Consider the following 19,081-nt stretch of genomic DNA (forward strand, 5'->3'; position numbering starts at 1 on the left):
TACATCAATAAATTCATATTTGACAGGCCAATAAACAATATTAAAAATCAAACAATTTAATTACACCCAACGGGTTAATACGATACATATTCGGTAATTTCCAGTCCATAACCAATCATTCCAACTCGTTTGGTCTTTTCCGCATTGGATACTAATCTAATTTTTGAAATGTCCAAGTCATGAAGAATTTGGGCGCCAATTCCGAAATCTTTACTGTCAATAATAATTTTTGGTGCCTTTAGGATTCCTTGGGTTTGTAATAATTTGAGTTCAGTAATACGGTTCAATAAATTGACGGATTGCATGTCCTGATTGATAAAAACAATAGCACCCTGTCCTTGATCATTAATAATTTTGAAAATATCATCTAACTGTTGCTCGGCATTATTGGTCAATGTACCCAGCAAATCATTATTTACTTGCGTTGAATTTATTCTGGTTAAAACGGATTCTCCCAAATTCCAAGTCCCTTTTGTCAAGGCAATATGGACCTGCTTATTTGTGGTTTGTTCATAGGCTCTTAACCGGAAAGTTCCAAATCGAGTTTCAACTTCAAAATCCTCTTTTTTTACAATTAGGCTGTCATGTTGCATCCGATACGCCACTAAATCTTCGATAGAAACCAGTTTTAAATCGAATTTTTTGGCCACTTCTGATAATTGTGGCAATCGTGCCATTGTTCCATCTTCATTCATGATTTCTACAATTACGCCAGCTGATTTAAAACCCGCTAGTCTTGCAAAATCGATTGCGGCTTCAGTATGGCCTGTTCTTCTCAAAACACCACCTTGCTTGGCAACCAATGGAAAAATATGTCCCGGCCTAGCCAAATCATAAGGTTTGGTATTTGGATTTACTAAAGAAAGGATGGTTTTTGCTCGGTCGGCAGCTGAGATTCCAGTTGTGACTCCATTTCCTTTTAAATCTACAGAAACCGTAAAGGCCGTTTCCATGTGATCAGTATTGTTGCTCACCATGGCTTTTAATTCGAGTTCTTTGCAACGGCTTTCAGTCAATGGTGCACAAATTAATCCTCTTCCGTGTGTTGCCATGAAATTGATCATTTCTGGAGTTACTTTTTCGGCAGCAGCAAGAAAATCACCTTCATTTTCACGGTCTTCATCATCAACAACAATAATGATTTTGCCTTGACGGATATCCTCAATGGCTTCTTCTATTGTATTGAGTTTTATTTTTTCGATTTGCATGAGGGAATTTAATTTTGTGGTGGAAATATTTTTTTCAATAATTTTTGAAAAGGCAACAGTAAAACATCAATGTTGATTAATCCAATATCGTTTGTTGCTCGATATGTTAATAATATTGCAATTGGAGTAAGCACAATAGATGACATCCAACAACCCAAGAATGGCGTTATTCCATTTTCTTGTGCCACTTTTTTTCCAAAAGTATTGATGAAATGATAAATGATAAATATTAAAACAGCAAAAACCATAGGAAGTCCCAATCCACCTTTTCTTATAATTGCCCCTAATGGTGCTCCTATAAAAAACATTAAGATACAAGCAAATGCAATGACAAATTTATCGTAAAGGGCAATCCAGTGGCTATTAATCACTTTTTGTTTTGCTTCCATTTCCGTTTTTGAAGCATCAATAGAATAACTGGAACTCACAATAGTATTGTTGGCAAAGTTTAAAATTTCGGACTGTTCCTTCGGATTAAAATTAGAAAGCAAATTGGGTTTTAAAACAGTTTTTTTGATTTCGGGATTATAGCCGTAACGATTTGCCACTCCAGTTCTTTGATAAATGTTTTCAGTAAAGGATAGAATATCTTTTTTATAACTTTTATTGAGAGAATCGATGGTATACTTTAATTCATTCAAATTAAGCATGGTATTCGTATTCGTAATTTTATAGTCCTGACCTTCAGAATTGTTTAATTTTGATAAATCAATATTGATAATGTATTTTTTGAATGAACTTTTGGCAAAGGGTAAATTCTTCCTCTCTTCATATTTTTTGGGTACGATATCTTCATAATAAAACCCGTCATTTAAGACTAATTTTAGAATATTAGATTTTTTATTACTGATTAATTCCCCTGTTTTTGCCTTAATAACGTTTTTGCTCCCATCAAAATTGTTCGATTTTTTATGGATAGTAATTCCCTTCAATAAATTGCCGTTTTCTCCCGACTTTTTATCAACTTTAATGTTATAATTTCCCACATCACTAAACTGTCCTTCGGCAATAGCCATAGCCGGTTTCATTTGCGCGATGTCTTTTCTGAAATTTATAAACTTATACTCTGCAAAAGGAATTACATTATTGGCAAAAAAGAAGGCTGCCAAACTTAAACCCAGAATTAGGAAAAACAAACTTTTCATGGTTCTTTGCAATGAAATTCCGGCTGATTTCATAGCAGCAAACTCATAATTTTCAGACAGATCCCCAAAGGTCATTATCGAGGATAACAAAACAGATAATGGAAGTACCAAAGGAAATAAACTGGGCATTTTGAAAAGTAAAAATTTAAATATCAAAACGACATCTAAATCTTTTCCTGCAAGTTCAGAAATGAACAGCCAAACCGTTTGTAGAATAAATATAAAAAAAAGGATTACAAATACGGAAGTAAATGTAATCGCAAAGGTTTTTAAAATGTATTTGTCTAAAATTTTCACTTAAAACTAATCTAACTTATTGATATAGTATTTTGGATATTTACTAGGTTCAAAGGTAAATTGATTTTTTGACAATGGTTGGTTGGTTTTAAAAGAATTTACGGTTAATGTGGTTTTGGTCCCATTTTTTCCGATCTCAATTAAATTGTAAATGTTTTTGGTTTGATTATCAATACCTAAAAGTATTTCTTTACGCTGATCCTTAGGGCTTGTGGGAGTAAGTTTGATGTATTGAATTTTTCGCCCTTTAACATCCTGTAAAATATCCCAACTAAATTTATATCCCGAATTAAAAAAAGTCAGCATTTTTGAAGGAGTTATGGCATTGTCATCCTTTTCGTTGAATTTTGAAATACTAATCTCTTCATCTTCAGGATTTATGGTATAAGTTTTTTTTCCGTCAAAAAGTTTTGTCACGCCCATGAGGTTCAATACATATAAATTGTCCTTCATCATTACGTTTCCTTTGCTTTCCTGATTGATGTTTTCTTTTGAGTTATTCAGGGTGTATTTGAAATCAATCACAATATTATTGTAGGTTTTTATTTTTGTAGTAACCTGATCTAAAAGGTCTTTGGCTTTTTTATCTTGTGCTTGAATTGAAAAACTAAAAATTAGTAATGCGAACACAGAAAATATTTTTTTCATTTTATGAATTATTTTGTTCATTGTTAAAAAACAGATCCAGAGAACTCAAGTCTAAAATGTTTACGGCTCTTGCTTTGCTACCTTCAAAAGAACCAACGATTCCGGCAGCTTCCAATTGATCGATCAATCTTCCCGCTCTGTTGTAGCCCAGTTTCAGTTTTCGTTGCAACAATGAAGCCGAACCCTGTTGCGCTGTAACAATAATTTCAGCTGCTTCTCTAAACAATGAATCTCTTTCGGAAATATCCATATCAAGATTAATGCCACTTTCTTCTCCAATGAATTCTGGAAGCAAATAAGCGTCCGGATATGCTTTTTGGGAGCCTATGTATTCCGTAATTTTTTCAACTTCTGGGGTGTCAATGAAGGCACATTGCACCCGAACCACATCGTTTCCATTTGTGTATAACATATCTCCACGGCCTATTAACTGATCCGCCCCTTGAGTATCCAGAATGGTTCTTGAATCAATTTTAGAAGTTACCCTAAAGGCGATTCTTGCTGGAAAATTCGCTTTGATTAAACCTGTAATAACGTTTACCGAAGGTCTTTGAGTAGCAATAATCAAGTGAATCCCAATAGCACGAGCCAATTGAGCCAATCTCGCAATTGGGGTTTCTACTTCTTTTCCGGCGGTCATAATCAAATCGGCAAACTCATCCACCACCAAAACGATATATGGCAGAAATCGGTGTCCGTTCTCAGGATTTAATTTTCTGGATTTGAATTTGTCATTGTATTCCTTAATGTTTCGCACCATTGCATCTTTCAATAGCGAATACCGATTGTCCATTTCCACACAAAGAGAATTTAAGGTATTGATAACCTTTGTATTGTCGGTAATTATCGCATCTCCTGAATCCGGCAGTTTGGCTAAATAATGTCTTTCAATTTTATTAAAAAGGGTCAATTCCACCTTTTTGGGATCAACCAAAACAAACTTCACTTCCGCGGGATGTTTTTTATACAATAAAGAAGTCAATACGGCATTTAATCCTACCGATTTTCCTTGTCCCGTTGCTCCAGCCATCAATAAGTGAGGCATTTTAGCTAAATCGACCACAAAGGTTTCATTTGATATTGTTTTTCCCAGAGCAATTGGCAATTCCATTTCCGCTTCTTGAAATTTGGCTGAACCAATCACACTTTTCATTGAAACCATCGTCGGGTTTTTGTTGGGAACCTCAATACCAATAGTTCCTTTTCCTGGAATTGGCGCTATGATACGAATTCCTAAAGCCGAAAGGGACAGTGCAATATCGTCTTCCAGGCTTTTAATTTTAGAAATACGAATTCCTGCTTCGGGTACAATTTCATACAATGTTACCGATGGCCCAACGGTCGCTTTAATCTGGGCAATTTCGATTTTGTAGTTGCGGAGCGTTTCTACAATACGATTCTTATTTTCCTCTAATTCTTCCTGATTAATGGTAATTCCCCCCGTGGAGTATTCTTTCAATAAATCTATTGTAGGGAATTTGTAATTGGATAAATCTAAAGTTGGATCAAATAATCCAAAATCAGCGACCAATCGGGAAGCTAAATTCTCTTCGACAACTTCCTCTTCCGGCGCTTTTTCAATGACAAATGTTTCATCGTTGGTATGAATGATTTGCTTTTCGGGTTCGCTAATACTATGGGCAGGAGCAGGGGAAATGGTCAAAGGCATTTGCTTGGAACTGGTTTCCAACTGTATTTCCGAAGAATTTAGAATCGTGGGCCTTAAATTTTCTTTGTTGATTTCAAATTTAGAAATAGGTTTTAGTTCGGGTTCTTCTTCAATTTCCTCTTCCTCGATTTCCACTTCTTCTTTTACGGCAAATTCTTCAAGGTTGTAATCGCTGGTAGCAGCTGGAGTTTTAAAAGTTTTAAAATCGTCGTCAATTTCTTTTTTGCTTCTTTCAAAAAAAGATTTTACAGTCTCGGGGGATATTTTAATTTTAAAAATCAAATAGATAATTATGCCAAAGATTAAAATTAATGAAGTTCCAATTTTTCCAATATAGGCTTGCAAAAATAAGTTCATTTCATAACCTATTGTTCCTCCTAATTCTGGTAATCTGGTAAAAGAAAATCCAAAGAAAATTGAGAATAGAATGATAACAAATAAATCCCAAAACCAAATATTTTTTAGTCTTTTCAATGAAATATCCAACACCAAAAAGGATCCGGTAAGGAAAAATAATTTTACAAATAAAAACGAAGCCACGCCAAAACCTCTGTAAACAAATATGTCGGCTATAAATGCCCCAAATTTGCCCAGCCAGTTGTTTACGGTCTGACTTCTGTCAGCCAATTCTAAAACCGCACTTTGGTCTTCTTGTCCGTGTATGAAAAAGGAAATAAAAGCGACCAATAGTGCAACGGAAAATAAGACAAACAAACTACCTAAAAGCATTTTGTATTGTCGGTTCATTTTCCAGCTTTTTTTCTGTTCAATAGTATTGTCAGATTTTTTATCGGGTGCCGTAGTCTTAGTTGTTTTTGCCATTCTTGTTTTTAAATAGGTTCTATAAAAAAGGTATGCTATAGAAACTTTGGAATATAGATTAGTAAACCAATTGCGATAGCCGTCATTGCTGCAAAAAATACAGCGCCAGCGGCAATATCTTTGATAAAACCAATTTTTTCGTGGTATTCTGGATGTATAAAATCTGCAATTTTCTCAACAGCGGTGTTCAATCCTTCAATGCTTAACACCAATCCGATGGCCAAGGTTTGAAACATCCATTCGGAGGCGGTAATATTAAAATAAAAACCAGCAAAAACTAATGCAATGGCTAAAGAAAACTGAACCATTACACTGTGTTCCGTGGTAATAAGTTTAATGGCGCCCTTTAAAGCAAACCCCATACTTTTTAACCTTCCTGTAAAGAAAGTATTGTCTTTTTGAAATTCCATCCTTTATATTATAGTGATGCTAATGCGTTTTCGTAGTTTGGTTCGTTTGCAATTTCAGGAACTTGCTCAGTATATTTTACAATTCCGTTTTCGTCTAAAACAATAACCACTCTTGAATTCAACCCTGCTAATGGTCCGTCTGTAATTTCCAATCCGTAATTTTTTCCAAAACTACCGTTTTTAAAATCAGATAAGTTAATGACATTTTCTAATCCTTCCGCACCACAAAAACGTTTTTGGGCAAAAGGCAAATCTCTGGAAATGCACAATACTTTCGTGTTTTCTAATTTGCTGGCACTTTCATTGAATTTTCTAACTGAAGTCGCACATGTTCCAGTGTCGATACTAGGGAAGATGTTTAAAACCAAACGACTTCCGGCAAAATCAGCTAAAGTTGCTATTGATAAATCGTTTTTTACCAATTGAAATTCGGTTGCTTTAGAACCAATTTTTGGTAATTCACCATTAGTGTGTATAGGATTTCCTCCCAAAGTAATAGAAGCCATAATTTTTAAATTTTTAAGCATCAAAAGTATGAAATTTATTTGAGATTAAGTTTTACAATTTTTAACAACTTTATAGGATGCTTTTTAATTAATATATCGTAATATTGCAATATAACAATATATAAACATGGGCACATCAAAAACAGCTTCTTTTTCTGAAAAACAAAACGAACTGGCGATTCTTTTTAAAGCGCTTTCTCATCCAGCTCGAGTAGCTATTATCGAATATTTATTAACTGTTGATACTTGCATCTGTGGAGACATTGTAAACGAATTACCATTAGCACAACCTACAGTTTCTCAGCATTTAAAGGAACTTAAAAATGCCGGAATCATCAAAGGAAATATTGAAGGAACGGCTATTTGCTACTGCTTAAATCCCGAAACGCTCAAGAAATTTGAAGAATACTTTTTTGCAATTACTAAAAAATTAAAAGAGAAATGTTGTTAATTTAAAAATAAGAAACTATGAAACTTTCCCAATTTAAAAACAGTTTGTCTACTATTGAAAATTTCAATATCGAACTTCCTAACGGAGCTTTAGTCCCTGTACACTTTCATATTACCGAAATGGGTTTGCAAACCAAAAAATTCATCGATTGCGGTAATACCATCCGAGAAGAAAATGTAGTGACTTTTCAGGTATGGTATGCTGGCGATTTTGACCACCGATTGACACCATCTAGAGTATTCAAAATTATTGAAGCTTCTAAAAATCTTATTGGTGATGCCGATTTAGAAATAGAAGTTGAATATCAAGGGAAAGATACTATTGGTAAATATGGCTTGGAATTTAACAACGGGAATTTTATTTTAACTCCAAAAGAAACTACTTGCTTGGCCAACGACCATTGTGGTATTCCTGCAGAAAAAATGAAAGTAACTTTAAAAGAACTGCAAGCGCAAACCTCTTGTTGTACTCCAAATTCGGGTTGTTGTTAATCATGGAAAAGAAAGAACATTGGGAAGCTGTATTTGCTGCCAAAAAAGAAACCGAAGTGAGTTGGTATCAGGGATATCCTCAAACATCAGTCAATTTTGTTAAAAAATTATATCTTCCTCTAAGTGCTAAAATTATTGATATTGGCGGTGGCGACAGCTATTTTATTGATGCCTTGTTAGATTTGGGTTATACAAATTTAACCCTATTGGATATTTCGGAAAAAGCCATAGAAAGGATAAAAACCAGATTAGGAACGAAGGCTCAAAAGGTACATTTTATCGTTTCGGATGTGTTAGATTTTAATCCTACAGAAACCTTCGATTTCTGGCATGATAGGGCTTCATTTCATTTTTTGACGGAGCCCAATCAAATTAAAAAGTATGCTGAAATAGTTTCGAAAGCGGTTGCAAATCCTGGTAATATGGTGATTGGAACTTTCTCTGAAAACGGTCCTAAAAAATGCAGCGGTTTAGCTATTACCCAATATAATGAAGGTAAAATGAAGGCTATTTTCAACGAAAACTTTGAAATAATCAACTGTTTTTCCGAAGACCATAAAACCCCTTTTGACACGATTCAAAACTTTATTTTTTGTAAATTTTTAAAGAAATAATTCATGTATTCTAACTTAAAAAATACGTTAGCAACAATTGTAACAATACCAATTTCAGAAGAAAGAAAAGAAATTCTTCAGCCTTTAGTAGATTATATTCAGGGTAACATTGATAATCAAAATACGATTAGATTGAATTTTATTTGTACCCATAATTCCAGACGAAGTCATTTGTCACAAGTTTGGGCACAAACCATGGCTTTTCATTTTGATATTAAAAACGTTTTCTGTTATTCTGGCGGAACGGAAGCAACAGCAGTATTTCCAAAAGTTGTTGAAACACTAGCAAATCAAGGGTTTCAAATTCAAAAGCTAAGCGAAACCAACAATCCGGTTTATGCCGTAAAATTTGCCGAAAATGAGGCCGCAGTAATTTGCTTTTCGAAAATTTTTGATGATTCTTTTAATCCAACAACTCAATTTGCAGCCATAATGACTTGTTCCTCTGCTGATGAAGGTTGCCCATTTATTGCTGGAGCAGAAAAGCGTTTGCCTATTCGTTTTGAAGATCCAAAAGCATTTGACGGAACTGATTTGATGAATGCCAAATATGCGGAGCGAAGTTTAGAAATAGCTTCTGAAATGTATTATGTTTTTTCAAATATTAAACAATAACAAATTCAATGACAATTTTAACCTTAAAGAATCTTAATAGTTTAAAACAAAAAAACTAAATTTTTTAAAAACATGAAAAAAAGACTTTCCTTTTTAGATAATTATCTAACGCTATGGATTTTTTTAGCAATGACAATAGGAGTGGGGATAGGTTATTTTATCCAAACTTCATCTCATTTTATCAATTCCTATTCATCGGGGACAACAAATATTCCCTTGGCAATAGGATTAATTTTAATGATGTATCCGCCATTGACAAAAGTCGATTTTTCTAAAATTCCTTCTATGTTTGAAAAACCAAAATTATTAATTGCATCTTTTATCATCACTTGGATTGTAGGGCCATTTTTAATGTTTCTCTTGTCTATTTTCTTTTTAAAAGATAACCCAGAATACATGACAGGGCTTATAATTATTGGACTCGCTCCTTGTATTGCTATGGTTATTGTTTGGAACGAACTGGCCGAAGGCAATCGGGAATTAACTGCTGGTTTAGTAGGGATTAATAGCTTGTTGCAGGTTTTCTTTTTTAGTTTGTATGCCTATTTTTATTTAGAAATTATGTTGCCTTTATTTGGAATTAAAGGATTGGCAATAAACATTACGGTTGCAGAAATTGCCAAAACGGTCGGGATTTATCTTGGTATTCCTTTTGCAGCAGCAGTTATCAGCCGATTTGTAATTAAAAAATTCATTGGTGATAAATGGTTCAACCAAAAATTCCTTCCTTTTATTTCCCCTATCACTCTTATTGCGTTGCTATTTACGATTGTGGTAATGTTCAGTTTAAAAGGCGGGATGATTGTTGAAATTCCGTTTGATGTTCTAAAAATTGCACTTCCTTTAGTTATCTTTTTCGGCATCATGTTTTTCTTGATGTTCTTTGTAGGTAAATATATTGGTGCAAGTTATAGAGACAATGCTGCACTTTCATTTACAGCTTCTGGTAATAATTTCGAATTGGCTATTGCTGTTTCCATTGGTGTTTTCGGCATCAACAGCGGACAAGCTTTTGCGGGAGTAATTGGACCTTTAGTAGAAGTTCCAGCATTGATTTTATTGGTAAAAGTCGCTTTTTGGTTAAAGAAGAAGTACTATAAATAAAAATCTCGTAACGCTAAAGTTAGTGTTGCGAGAAATTATATAAAAAAAACTACTTGTCAATCGAACCTAAAACGCGTTTCATAAAAGTGTTCAAAGCTTCTTTTTTATCCATGCCATCTTTTACCATTTTATGAACTTCAAGAGCACCATACATATTGGAAATTAATTCACCAATGATGTCTAATTCTTCATCTTTTAAGGAAGAGATTTCGGTCATAGCTTCAAGAACTTCGATGGTTTCAATAAGATAATCTTGGTCATTTTCTTCAATAAATAAAGATAAATGTTTAATTACAGGTAACTTCATGATTACTTGATTTCGTTAACCAATTCAGCTAAAACTTCAGCTTTATTCGTTTGGGTTTCGTTCAATAATTTTCCGTTTACAAAAGTGGCAAAGGTGGGTAAGTTACTCACATTTGCTAACTTTCTTGATTCTGGCGAATTTTCAGCATCAACTAAAACAAAAGTAATGTTTTCATTTTCCGAAGCCATTTTTTTGAATTTAGGCTTCATAATTCGACAATTGCCACACCAAGAGGCTGAAAATTGAGCTACAACTTTTTCGTTTTTTGCAACTAAATCTTGTAAAGTGTCTTCGTTTAATTCAATTAACATAGTTTTTAAATTTAAATGGCAATTTCAAAATTCAATATCAACATTAAATATTGAAATTACCATTATTATTGATATTGAAAATTAGTGAGAACCTAAATATTCAGCAGTGCTTTTTCGGTCAGCATGCATCGCATCTTTTCCTTTTTCCCAGTTTGCAGGGCAAACTTCACCTTTTTCTTGAATATGAGTATACCCATCAATCAAACGTAAATATTCGTTTACATTTCTACCTAACGGCATATCGTTTACACTTTCGTGGAAGATTTTACCCATTTCGTCAATTAGATAGGTGGCTCTATACGTTACATTTGAACCTTCAATAATTACAGAATCAGTATCTTCGCTGTAGCTTGTAGATTCGATATCTAAGATTCCAAGAATGTTTGATAAGTTTCTGTTAGTGTCTGCAAGAATTGGATAGGTTACACCTTCAATTCCACCGTTATCTTTAGGGGTATTTAACCAAGCAAAATGCACTTCGTTAGTGTCGCATGAAGCGCCAATTACAAGGGTATTTCTTTTTTCGAATTCACCTAACGCAGTTTGAAAAGCGTGTAATTCGGTTGGACATACAAAAGTGAAATCTTTTGGATACCAAAACAAAAGCACTTTTTTGTTTTTTGAAGTAGCTTCTTCAAAAATGTTAATTTTCAAATTGTCTCCCATTTCAGAAATGGCGTCAACGGCAATGCTTGGGAATTTTTTTCCTACTAATGACATATTTTATGATTTTAATGTTATTTTGAACAAGACAAAAATAACTATTTATTCGTGGTCTAAGAATAAGTTTTTATTATATTTTCTTATTTTATAATAATTTTATCTTATGATTCAAGGTGCGTTAATGTAAAAGGCGTTTCAAGAGTATTGAAACGCCTTTTTTTAAAATTGTCAGTTGGCTTATCGCAGTATTTCCATATCTACTTCAACGCCCAAACCTTTGGAGATGCCCATTCCTAATTTCGGATCGGCCCTAAACCAATGGCATATTTGTCTGTTAATGATTTCTAGTTTTTTTGATCCCTCGATGCCTGACATGGCACCAATGATGTTATTGATGGTGTTTTGTTGTTGATCCTCAGTCATGAGTCTAAATAAATTACCGGGTTGTGAATAATGATCATTGTCACTTATGCCGTTTCGGTCATACCAATCGGCAATTCCACCGCCAAAATTCCAAGCAGGCTCTTCGTAGGAGGGGTCAACTTCCAGACTGTCAAAACTGTTGGGGAAATAATTGGGACTTCTTCCGCCATTGCTGTCCACTCGCATTTGTCCATCCCGCTGGTAATTATTTGTCGCAAAGGGGCAACGATTCACTGGGATTTGCTCATAATTTGTTCCCAATCGATAGCGATGGGCATCTGGGTAGGACAATAGGCGTCCTTGTAACATTTTATCAGGAGAATATCCGATGCCATCCACTACATGGGCGGGAGCAAAAGCGGCTTGCTCGATATCCTGAAAATAGTTTTCAGGATTTTGATTGAGCTCCAGCGTTCCCACATCAATCAACGGATAATCACCATGTGGCCAAACTTTAGTCAAGTCGAATGGATTGATGTGATAGTTTTTGGCTTCGGCTTCTGTCATCACCTGAATTTTTAAATGCCATTTAGGGAAATTTCCTGCATCGATGTTTTCTAACAAATCCCGCTGTGAAAAATCCATATCCTGTGCCTTCATTTGCACGGCTTCACTATTGGTAAAATTTTTGATGCCTTGGGCAGTTATGAAATGGAATTTTACATAATGACGGATATTACTTTTATTGATCATAGAATAGGTATGACTGCCAAAGCCATGCATGTGGCGGTACCCGTAAGGCGTTCCCCTGTCTGACATCAATATCAGCACCTGATGCAAACTTTCAGGATTTAAGGACCAATAATCCCACATCATGGTAGGGGATTTCATGTTGGTGTAGGGATCACGTTTTTGGGTATGGATAAAGTCGCCAAATTTCTTTGGATCTTTAACAAAAAAGACGGGCGTATTATTTCCTACTAAATCCCAATTGCCGTCTTCCGTATAAAACTTCATGGCAAAACCTCTTGGATCCCGTTCAGTATCTGCAGAACCTTTTTCGCCTCCCACGGTGGAAAAACGCATGACTATTTTGGTCTCTTTACCTATTTGATCAAATATTTTTGCTCGTGTATATTTAGCAATGTCATGGGTTACCGTAAACGTCCCAAAGGCTCCTGAACCTTTAGCGTGAACCACACGTTCTGGGATTCGTTCCCTGTTAAAATGCGCCATTTTTTCATGCAAAATATAATCCTGTAATAAGATGGGACCACGCGGACCTACAGTTTGCGAATTTTCATTTTCAACAAAGGGACGTCCAGACGCAGTGGTGAGTTTATTGTGATTTTTCATAATAAATTGACTTTTAATTAAGTGTACTAAAATTACAAAAAATATGAATTCTAAGACAGAATAATTGATTATATATTTTTTGTTTTCAAATGGACTTTCAATATGACAAAGAAGTTAAAATTCCATGGATACCATTATATTCCATATTGGTTTTTTATATTTGTTTCCACTTACTGTTAAGAATGTGTTATAACGGTATTGATAATTTATCAAACTCTAATAATTTATGAATTTTTCCAATTTATTTCGAAAAAAAACCGTTCAGGATATTTTAAACCAAGTGGCGAAAAATGAGGCCGACGGACATGAAGCTTTAGGGAAGCATTTAAAAACAAGAGATCTAGCCGCATTCGGTATTGCTGCCATTGTAGGCGCCGGAATTTTTAGCACCATAGGGAAAGCCAGTTTTGACGGTGGTCCAGGAGTTATTTTTTTATTCTTATTTACCGCTATTGCTTGTAGTTTTGCCGCTTTTGCTTACGCCGAATTTGCCTCCATGGTTCCTGTTTCAGGGAGTGCCTATACTTATTCTTATGTTGCTTTTGGCGAAATCATTGCCTGGGTTATTGGCTGGGCATTAATTATGGAATATGCCATTGGCAATATCACCGTGGCCATATCCTGGAGCGATTATTTTACCGGATTGCTCGACAGTATGGGAATTCATTTGCCGCAATACGTACAAATGGACTATCTCACGGCGTCCAACGGTTTTAAAGACGCCACCGCACTAATGCAAGGCGGGAAAACATTTGAAAACCTGAGTGCTGGGCTTCAAAGTGCCTATACCGCCTGGACCACTTCGCCAACCTTGGGTTCCTTTCACTTTGTTGCCGACTTGCCCGCGCTGTTCATCATCATCATCATCACCGCCTTGGTTTATCGGGGTATGAAGGAGTCCAGAAACGCCAGCAACTTTATGGTTATTGTGAAATTATGCATCATTTTATTGGTTATTGCCGTTGGCGTATTTTATGTGGACACTAACAATTGGCATCCGTTTGCGCCTAATGGCGTGGGGGGAATCCTAAAGGGGGTTTCGGCGGTTTTCTTCGCCTATATTGGGTTTGACGCCATATCGACCACCGCCGAGGAATGCGAAAATCCGCAACGGGATTTGCCTCGGGGAATGATGTGGGCCATAATTATTTGTACCGTTTTGTACATCGTAATTGCCTTGGTTTTGACGGGAATGGTTCATTACAGCGAGTTGAATGTGGGCGATCCGTTGGCATTTGTATTCGATAAATTGCATTTAAAATGGATGTCGGGAATCATCGCCGTGAGTGCCGTTATAGCCATGGCGAGCGTGCTGTTGGTGTTTCAAATGGGGCAACCCCGAATTTGGATGAGCATGAGCCGTGACGGTTTGTTACCCAAACGGTTCTCTAAGGTGCATCCTAAATTCAAAACGCCATCTTATGCCACGATTGTGACCGGATTTGTGGTGGCCATTCCAGCCTTATTTTTGAACCTGACCATGGTGACCGATTTGTGCAGCATTGGAACCTTGTTTGCCTTTGTGCTGGTTTGCGCCGGAGTTTTGGTGTTGCAAAATCAAACCGATATTCCCCGCGGAAAATTCAAAACGCCCTATGTAAATTCTAAATTTATTTTGCCGGTTCTAATGGGTATCGGATTGATTTTTGCCTTTGGGTACAACCAAAAAGCAACTATGGATTTCCTAACGAATGAGAAACAAATCAACACGCCCGAAGCGATTGTGACGGCATTAAACAAAAACCAATCGGAAAAAGTGTATGACTATTTGGCGAATTTCGATAAAGAAAACGCAACCACCACGACACCCGATTTGGAGCAAATATTGAGCAAATACCAAGAGAATGAAGCCCAGTATGCTGCCGTAATTACTGCCTTGCCTATTGATTATTCCCTGAAATACCAAAGTGGTTTCGGCCTTTTTAAACACAAAATTCCGATGTGGATTTTCCTGATGGTCTTAATGGGACTGATGGTGTGGTCCTACAGGCAAAACCTCTCCTTAATTCCCCTTTTGGGACTAATTTGCTGCTTGTACATGATGGCCGAACTCAGCGTTTGGAACTGGATTTACTTCACCTGTTGGCTCTTGATAGGCTTGGTGATTTACTTTGGCTTTAGCCGAAAAAACAGCAAACTCAATAGCAAAGAGGCTTAAAATAGAAGCACCTACTAAAATCATAAGAGAACCTATCAAAACCATAGGAGTTGACCCCTCCTAAAATTACTTGACACATTTTGTTATTAATTCTTTTTCTAGTTTTCTAGAACTTCGGATTCCGTTGAGATAGCCGTATAAATAGATTTTTAAAAATACTTGGGGGTTGTAACTCGGACGCCCTTCTTTCTTGAGGGGCTGTATGGTAAATCCAAGCTTGCAAAGATCTATAAACACTACAAAAGCATCTATAAAACGGACTTGATTATCGGGTGAGATAGCGTCTTCCAAAGAAGAAATACGCATTTGATGGCGGGAGGTTCCTGTGATGTGTTGCATCCCTAAAAATACGAAAAATCCTGTTTTTATTAAAGGTTTTTGTTATATTTGTTGAGGGCAGTCTAAACGGAGGTTTTTTCACAGACTGACGTTATGGGCAAGCATACCCGACCGACAGTGCAAACATTAAACAGACAAACAAAATATTGACGAATGACAATAAAACCTAAAATTACAGAACTCCTCAAACGACTTAATGACGGAGTATTTGAAAAGGAAGATGTAATCGCTTTGACACTTCTTTCAGCAGTTGCAGGAGAAAGTATTTTTCTTTTGGGTGCTCCAGGTGTTGCAAAAAGTTTAATTGCCAGACGACTAAAATATGCTTTCAAAAACGGCAGTTCATTTGAATATTTAATGAACCGTTTCAGCACACCAGACGAAATTTTTGGCCCCGTTTCAATTAAACAACTTCGTGACGAAGACAAGTATCAAAGGGTTGTAGAAAATTATTTGCCCACAGCTACAGTTGTTTTTCTTGACGAAATTTGGAAGGCTGGACCTTCAATACAAAACGCATTACTTACAATCCTAAACGAAAAAATTTACAGAAACGGAGATTTAATAATTGACCCAGTTCCAATGAAAGCATTAATTTCTGCATCAAACGAACTACCGAGTAAAGGTGAAGGACTTGAAGCACTTTGGGACAGGTTTCTTGTTCGCATTGTTGTTGAAGGTGTGCAAGACAAACAGAATTTTAATGATATGATTTCAAAATCATTAAACTCATATTCCGACACAGTTACTGAGATTTTAAAAATTTCAAATGAAGAATATGATAAATGGAGTAAAGACATTGACAATATTGAAATTCCTGTAAATGTTTTTAATGTAATTCACATCATTCGCAAATACATAGACCAGCACAACAACCGAGAGGAAAATATTGAAAAACAAATTTACATTTCCGACCGTAGATGGCGAAAAACGGTGAGATTAGTAAGAACATCAGCATTTTTAAATGACCGCAATGCGGTTGACTTAATGGACTGTTTCTTAATAAAAGACTGTCTTTGGAATGAAACCGAACAAATACAAACTGTTTCGCAGTTTGTAAAAGATGCAATTAAAAAACACGGCTATTTATTAACTTTAAATCTTACCGATATTAAAGAAGAGCTATCAGAATTTTGGCACGAAGTTAAAGACGAAACAAGTCATATGAAGCCAATTAAAACAATAAAGAAACATCACAATGACTATTACTCTATTGAAGGTTTTGATTATCCTTTAGTGAAAATAACTGACTATGACGCATTAGGTGACGATTATAAAAACATTACGTTTTATTACAAACCCAATGATCGTTATTCTTATAAAAACGATTCCATTAAATTAAGCAACAAACCAAATCATATCGTTCACGATGGACAACTAAAAAAAATGGTTGTTGAAGATTTTGAAAAGCTAGCAACTAAAAGACCACATCCTGCTGTTAAAAAAGATTGGGATAAAAGAGTTAAAGTTGTATTGACAACAACAAGTAATTTAAAATCTCAAATTGAACATTTCAAATCAAATGACTTGAAACACATTAGAGTAAATTTATTTGTCAATCAAATGTTTGCTGACATTGTAGAAGAGAATTTGTTTCAAATTGGAAAAGAAATTGAAAAATTAGAACTGGAAGTAAACCGTATTCAACACTATTATGAAAATGTTGAAAATGATGTTCTAATTGAAGGTACTATTCAAGGGCTTTTACAAAACACCGCTTTTGACTTGCGTGAATTATCTGAAGAGTTAGACGAGTGGATATTTGATGAATTGGAAAACTACGACATAATTACATCAAATGATTTTCTTGCTAAAGATTTGAATTATTACGAAGAAAATACTCAAATAGACGAGGACACTTTTAATGATTTGAAAAACGCAATTGACACAAAGTTGAGAAATGGATAATCAGTTTAGCAAGTTTGAAACTTTCGGCACAATTGCGGACCCTGTTAAACGAAAAAAATTAGCACAAACAATTTATGAGCAAATAACAAAAGAAACAAATAATGGAATTGGCTTCGCTAATTCCGATACTGATAATTTTGCTGATGCTATTAAAATTATTCTTGCTAATGAAACAATGAAAGAACTTTGTAAGCAGGACAAAGAACTTGCTGAAAAAATTACTCAAGACATTCTTGATTTTATCAATAAAACTAAAAAGCTTATTAATAAGGTGGATAGCCCTTTTGAAAAGGAAACAGAGCTATTAACCGACTTTGATAACACAACTAGAACTAAGTTTGAAAATGACTGGAAAACGGTTAATCCTTTTATTGGACAGACCTATGAAAGAAAAGAGTTGGACAACAATTTTTACAAAAAGGAATTTAATAAGAGTTTAGACGAGAAATTAAAGAACAACAAAGACAAGCCAAGTTTTGAAAGTGTAAAAGAACATTTCACAGAAAAGTGGGAAGAATTACTTTTCAAAAAGAAAACGAAATGGGAACTTGAAATAATTGAAGTACAACAAAAGAAATTTTGCAAAGAATTATACAAGCAAATTGAAGAACTTAAAAAACTTCAAGAAGCTTTAGAACCCTTTACAAATGAGTTAGGCAGACTTTGGGATATGAGTAAAGGAAATTGGCAAAGAGTCAATTTGGATATTTTGAAAAGGTATGCAGAACTTTTAAAGAAAGACAAATCACTCAAAGACCTTGCAGTAATGTTAGGTAAAATGCGACAAGCCGAAAAAGAATTTGAAGAAGATATTTTTAGCAACATTTCCATAAAACCAGAATGGAAAGCTGAACACGCTAGTAAATCAGACCTAATTGGAATAAGAGAAAGTGATGATTTAAGTAGCTTGTTACCTTCCGAAACTGCTTTACTTTCTGACGAAACTATGCAATCAGTTTTCTTCAAAAAGTTTGCAGAAAAGAAACTTCAAACATTTGAATATCAAGCCAAGGTTTTATCTTTCAAAGAAGAAGTGTTTCTAGACAAACGACAAAAGGAAAAAGATGAAGCACAAGGGCCTTTTATCATTTGCGTTGACACAAGCGGTTCTATGCACGGAACACCCGAAACAGTTGCAAAGACACTTTGTTTTGCTATCCTAAAAATTGCAATTCGAGACAATAGAAAATGTTATCTTATTTCATTTTCAACAGGCATTGAAACTTTAAACCTAACTGACCTTAAAAATTCACTTGACAAAATCATTCAATTTTTATCTATGAGTTTTAACGGAGGCACAGACGCAACACCTGCAATGAGAGAAGCACTTCGTATGCTGACAACAGCAGACTATAAAAAGGCAGACGTAATTATGCTATCCGACTTTGTAATGTCAGCGTTCGACAAGACAACTCAAGAACAAATTTTGAAAGCAAAAGAAAACAAAACAAAATTTCATAGTTTGGTAGTCGGCAATAGTCAAAATCCAGCGACAATTGCGGACTTCGACAACAATTGGTTTTACGACACGAACAACCCAAACAGTATTTTGACACTTGTAAAAAATATAAGCGACCTATGACGACCGAAAGAATGCCAGCCGCCAACAGCTAAGGATTTCGTTGCGTGCGCAGCACGAACAATGAAACCCGTGTTGAACGGAACCGATTACAAGTCCGTTAACTATGGGCTAACA

Annotated in this window: 19 protein-coding genes; 8 read left to right on the forward strand and 11 right to left on the reverse strand. The window is 35.3% G+C overall.

The genetic code is table 11. The features are described 5' to 3' along the window. Positions 1 to 74: 74 nt before the first annotated feature. The 6 genes from ribB to tpx are packed head-to-tail and all read right to left on the reverse strand — an operon-like array spanning position 75 to position 6,705. Positions 75 to 1,208: a 3,4-dihydroxy-2-butanone-4-phosphate synthase gene (gene ribB / locus DB895_RS09985; RefSeq protein WP_116725226.1), complete on the reverse strand. Its 1,134-nt coding sequence runs from the start codon at positions 1,206 to 1,208 to the stop codon at positions 75 to 77. An 8-nt stretch (positions 1,209 to 1,216) separates the two neighbouring features. Then, positions 1,217 to 2,650, reverse strand: coding sequence for an LptF/LptG family permease (locus DB895_RS09990; protein ID WP_116725227.1), 1,434 nt, complete (start codon positions 2,648 to 2,650; stop codon positions 1,217 to 1,219). A gap of 6 nt (positions 2,651 to 2,656) precedes the next feature. Next, complete coding sequence (locus tag DB895_RS09995) at positions 2,657 to 3,298, reverse strand: LolA family protein (protein ID WP_243694658.1); 642 nt, start codon at positions 3,296 to 3,298, stop codon at positions 2,657 to 2,659. 1 nt (position 3,299) lies between these two features. After that, positions 3,300 to 5,789: a DNA translocase FtsK gene (locus DB895_RS10000; RefSeq protein WP_116725229.1), complete on the reverse strand. Its 2,490-nt coding sequence runs from the start codon at positions 5,787 to 5,789 to the stop codon at positions 3,300 to 3,302. Between the two features lie 35 nt (positions 5,790 to 5,824). Then, positions 5,825 to 6,199 (reverse strand): diacylglycerol kinase, encoded by a 375-nt coding sequence (locus DB895_RS10005; protein WP_116725230.1) that lies wholly within the window; start codon positions 6,197 to 6,199, stop codon positions 5,825 to 5,827. Positions 6,200 to 6,207: 8 nt separating this feature from the next. Continuing rightward, positions 6,208 to 6,705, reverse strand: a complete 498-nt coding sequence (gene tpx, locus DB895_RS10010; RefSeq protein WP_116725307.1) for a thiol peroxidase — start codon at positions 6,703 to 6,705, stop codon at positions 6,208 to 6,210. A gap of 127 nt (positions 6,706 to 6,832) precedes the next feature. On the opposite strand from tpx, the gene DB895_RS10015 reads away from it, so the two are divergent. The 5 genes from DB895_RS10015 (at position 6,833) to arsB (ending at position 9,980) form a co-directional block, all read left to right on the forward strand. Further along, positions 6,833 to 7,156 carry an ArsR/SmtB family transcription factor gene (locus tag DB895_RS10015; RefSeq protein WP_116725231.1) on the forward strand — a complete coding sequence of 108 codons (324 nt, stop codon included), beginning with the start codon at positions 6,833 to 6,835 and terminating at the stop codon, positions 7,154 to 7,156. Positions 7,157 to 7,173: 17 nt separating this feature from the next. Further along, on the forward strand, positions 7,174 to 7,647 hold the full coding sequence (locus tag DB895_RS10020) for a DUF6428 family protein (RefSeq protein ID WP_116725232.1): 474 nt from the start codon (positions 7,174 to 7,176) through the stop codon (positions 7,645 to 7,647). Positions 7,648 to 7,649: 2 nt separating this feature from the next. After that, positions 7,650 to 8,261 (forward strand): class I SAM-dependent methyltransferase, encoded by a 612-nt coding sequence (locus tag DB895_RS10025; RefSeq protein ID WP_166426962.1) that lies wholly within the window; start codon positions 7,650 to 7,652, stop codon positions 8,259 to 8,261. Between the two features lie 3 nt (positions 8,262 to 8,264). Then, positions 8,265 to 8,876 carry a low molecular weight phosphatase family protein gene (locus DB895_RS10030; RefSeq protein WP_116725233.1) on the forward strand — a complete coding sequence of 204 codons (612 nt, stop codon included), beginning with the start codon at positions 8,265 to 8,267 and terminating at the stop codon, positions 8,874 to 8,876. A 72-nt stretch (positions 8,877 to 8,948) separates the two neighbouring features. After that, positions 8,949 to 9,980, forward strand: coding sequence for an ACR3 family arsenite efflux transporter (arsB, locus tag DB895_RS10035; RefSeq protein WP_116725234.1), 1,032 nt, complete (start codon positions 8,949 to 8,951; stop codon positions 9,978 to 9,980). Positions 9,981 to 10,029: 49 nt separating this feature from the next. Here the strand turns inward: arsB and DB895_RS10040 are convergent, their stop codons facing one another. From DB895_RS10040 to DB895_RS10055, 4 genes are all read right to left on the reverse strand, one after another. Continuing rightward, positions 10,030 to 10,287 carry a DUF6952 family protein gene (locus DB895_RS10040; protein ID WP_116725235.1) on the reverse strand — a complete coding sequence of 86 codons (258 nt, stop codon included), beginning with the start codon at positions 10,285 to 10,287 and terminating at the stop codon, positions 10,030 to 10,032. Positions 10,288 to 10,289: 2 nt separating this feature from the next. Then, a complete protein-coding gene (locus DB895_RS10045) occupies positions 10,290 to 10,598 on the reverse strand; it encodes a thioredoxin family protein (protein WP_116725236.1) in 309 nt (102 codons plus the stop codon). Positions 10,599 to 10,679: 81 nt separating this feature from the next. Continuing rightward, positions 10,680 to 11,318, reverse strand: a complete 639-nt coding sequence (locus DB895_RS10050; protein ID WP_116725237.1) for a peroxiredoxin — start codon at positions 11,316 to 11,318, stop codon at positions 10,680 to 10,682. A gap of 180 nt (positions 11,319 to 11,498) precedes the next feature. Next, positions 11,499 to 12,980 (reverse strand): catalase, encoded by a 1,482-nt coding sequence (locus tag DB895_RS10055; protein ID WP_116725238.1) that lies wholly within the window; start codon positions 12,978 to 12,980, stop codon positions 11,499 to 11,501. A 226-nt stretch (positions 12,981 to 13,206) separates the two neighbouring features. Here DB895_RS10055 and DB895_RS10060 point away from each other — a divergent pair, with 226 nt between their 5' ends. After that, positions 13,207 to 15,138, forward strand: a complete 1,932-nt coding sequence (locus DB895_RS10060; RefSeq protein ID WP_116725239.1) for an amino acid permease — start codon at positions 13,207 to 13,209, stop codon at positions 15,136 to 15,138. Between the two features lie 66 nt (positions 15,139 to 15,204). Here DB895_RS10060 and DB895_RS10065 read toward each other — a convergent pair whose 3' ends face one another. After that, entirely contained in the window at positions 15,205 to 15,477 is a 273-nt protein-coding gene (locus tag DB895_RS10065) for a transposase (protein WP_243694606.1), read from the reverse strand. A gap of 153 nt (positions 15,478 to 15,630) precedes the next feature. Between DB895_RS10065 and DB895_RS10070 the strand changes: the two genes are divergently transcribed. Together DB895_RS10070 and DB895_RS10075 are read left to right on the forward strand one after the other, a co-directional pair. Then, positions 15,631 to 17,385 carry an AAA family ATPase gene (locus DB895_RS10070; protein ID WP_116725240.1) on the forward strand — a complete coding sequence of 585 codons (1,755 nt, stop codon included), beginning with the start codon at positions 15,631 to 15,633 and terminating at the stop codon, positions 17,383 to 17,385. After that, entirely contained in the window at positions 17,378 to 18,967 is a 1,590-nt protein-coding gene (locus tag DB895_RS10075; RefSeq protein ID WP_116725241.1) for a VWA domain-containing protein, read from the forward strand. Before DB895_RS10070 ends, DB895_RS10075 begins: the two co-directional genes overlap by 8 nt. Positions 18,968 to 19,081: the final 114 nt, after the last annotated feature.

This window comes from Flavobacterium psychrotolerans (genome assembly GCF_003097635.1).
GTDB classification, from domain to species: Bacteria; Bacteroidota; Bacteroidia; order Flavobacteriales; family Flavobacteriaceae; genus Flavobacterium; species Flavobacterium psychrotolerans.

Coding starts and splice junctions, on each gene's coding strand:
- ribB (WP_116725226.1), bottom strand. CDS start 1,208: ATGCAAATCGAAAAAATAAAACTCAATACAATAGAAGAAGCCATTGAG.
- DB895_RS09995 (WP_243694658.1), bottom strand. CDS start 3,298: ATGAAAAAAATATTTTCTGTGTTCGCATTACTAATTTTTAGTTTTTCA.
- DB895_RS10000 (WP_116725229.1), bottom strand. CDS start 5,789: ATGGCAAAAACAACTAAGACTACGGCACCCGATAAAAAATCTGACAAT.
- DB895_RS10005 (WP_116725230.1), bottom strand. CDS start 6,199: ATGGAATTTCAAAAAGACAATACTTTCTTTACAGGAAGGTTAAAAAGT.
- tpx (WP_116725307.1), bottom strand. CDS start 6,705: ATGGCTTCTATTACTTTGGGAGGAAATCCTATACACACTAATGGTGAA.
- DB895_RS10015 (WP_116725231.1), top strand. CDS start 6,833: ATGGGCACATCAAAAACAGCTTCTTTTTCTGAAAAACAAAACGAACTG.
- DB895_RS10020 (WP_116725232.1), top strand. CDS start 7,174: ATGAAACTTTCCCAATTTAAAAACAGTTTGTCTACTATTGAAAATTTC.
- DB895_RS10025 (WP_166426962.1), top strand. CDS start 7,650: ATGGAAAAGAAAGAACATTGGGAAGCTGTATTTGCTGCCAAAAAAGAA.
- DB895_RS10030 (WP_116725233.1), top strand. CDS start 8,265: ATGTATTCTAACTTAAAAAATACGTTAGCAACAATTGTAACAATACCA.
- arsB (WP_116725234.1), top strand. CDS start 8,949: ATGAAAAAAAGACTTTCCTTTTTAGATAATTATCTAACGCTATGGATT.
- DB895_RS10040 (WP_116725235.1), bottom strand. CDS start 10,287: ATGAAGTTACCTGTAATTAAACATTTATCTTTATTTATTGAAGAAAAT.
- DB895_RS10045 (WP_116725236.1), bottom strand. CDS start 10,598: ATGTTAATTGAATTAAACGAAGACACTTTACAAGATTTAGTTGCAAAA.
- DB895_RS10050 (WP_116725237.1), bottom strand. CDS start 11,318: ATGTCATTAGTAGGAAAAAAATTCCCAAGCATTGCCGTTGACGCCATT.
- DB895_RS10055 (WP_116725238.1), bottom strand. CDS start 12,980: ATGAAAAATCACAATAAACTCACCACTGCGTCTGGACGTCCCTTTGTT.
- DB895_RS10060 (WP_116725239.1), top strand. CDS start 13,207: ATGAATTTTTCCAATTTATTTCGAAAAAAAACCGTTCAGGATATTTTA.
- DB895_RS10065 (WP_243694606.1), bottom strand. CDS start 15,477: ATGCAACACATCACAGGAACCTCCCGCCATCAAATGCGTATTTCTTCT.
- DB895_RS10070 (WP_116725240.1), top strand. CDS start 15,631: ATGACAATAAAACCTAAAATTACAGAACTCCTCAAACGACTTAATGAC.
- DB895_RS10075 (WP_116725241.1), top strand. CDS start 17,378: ATGGATAATCAGTTTAGCAAGTTTGAAACTTTCGGCACAATTGCGGAC.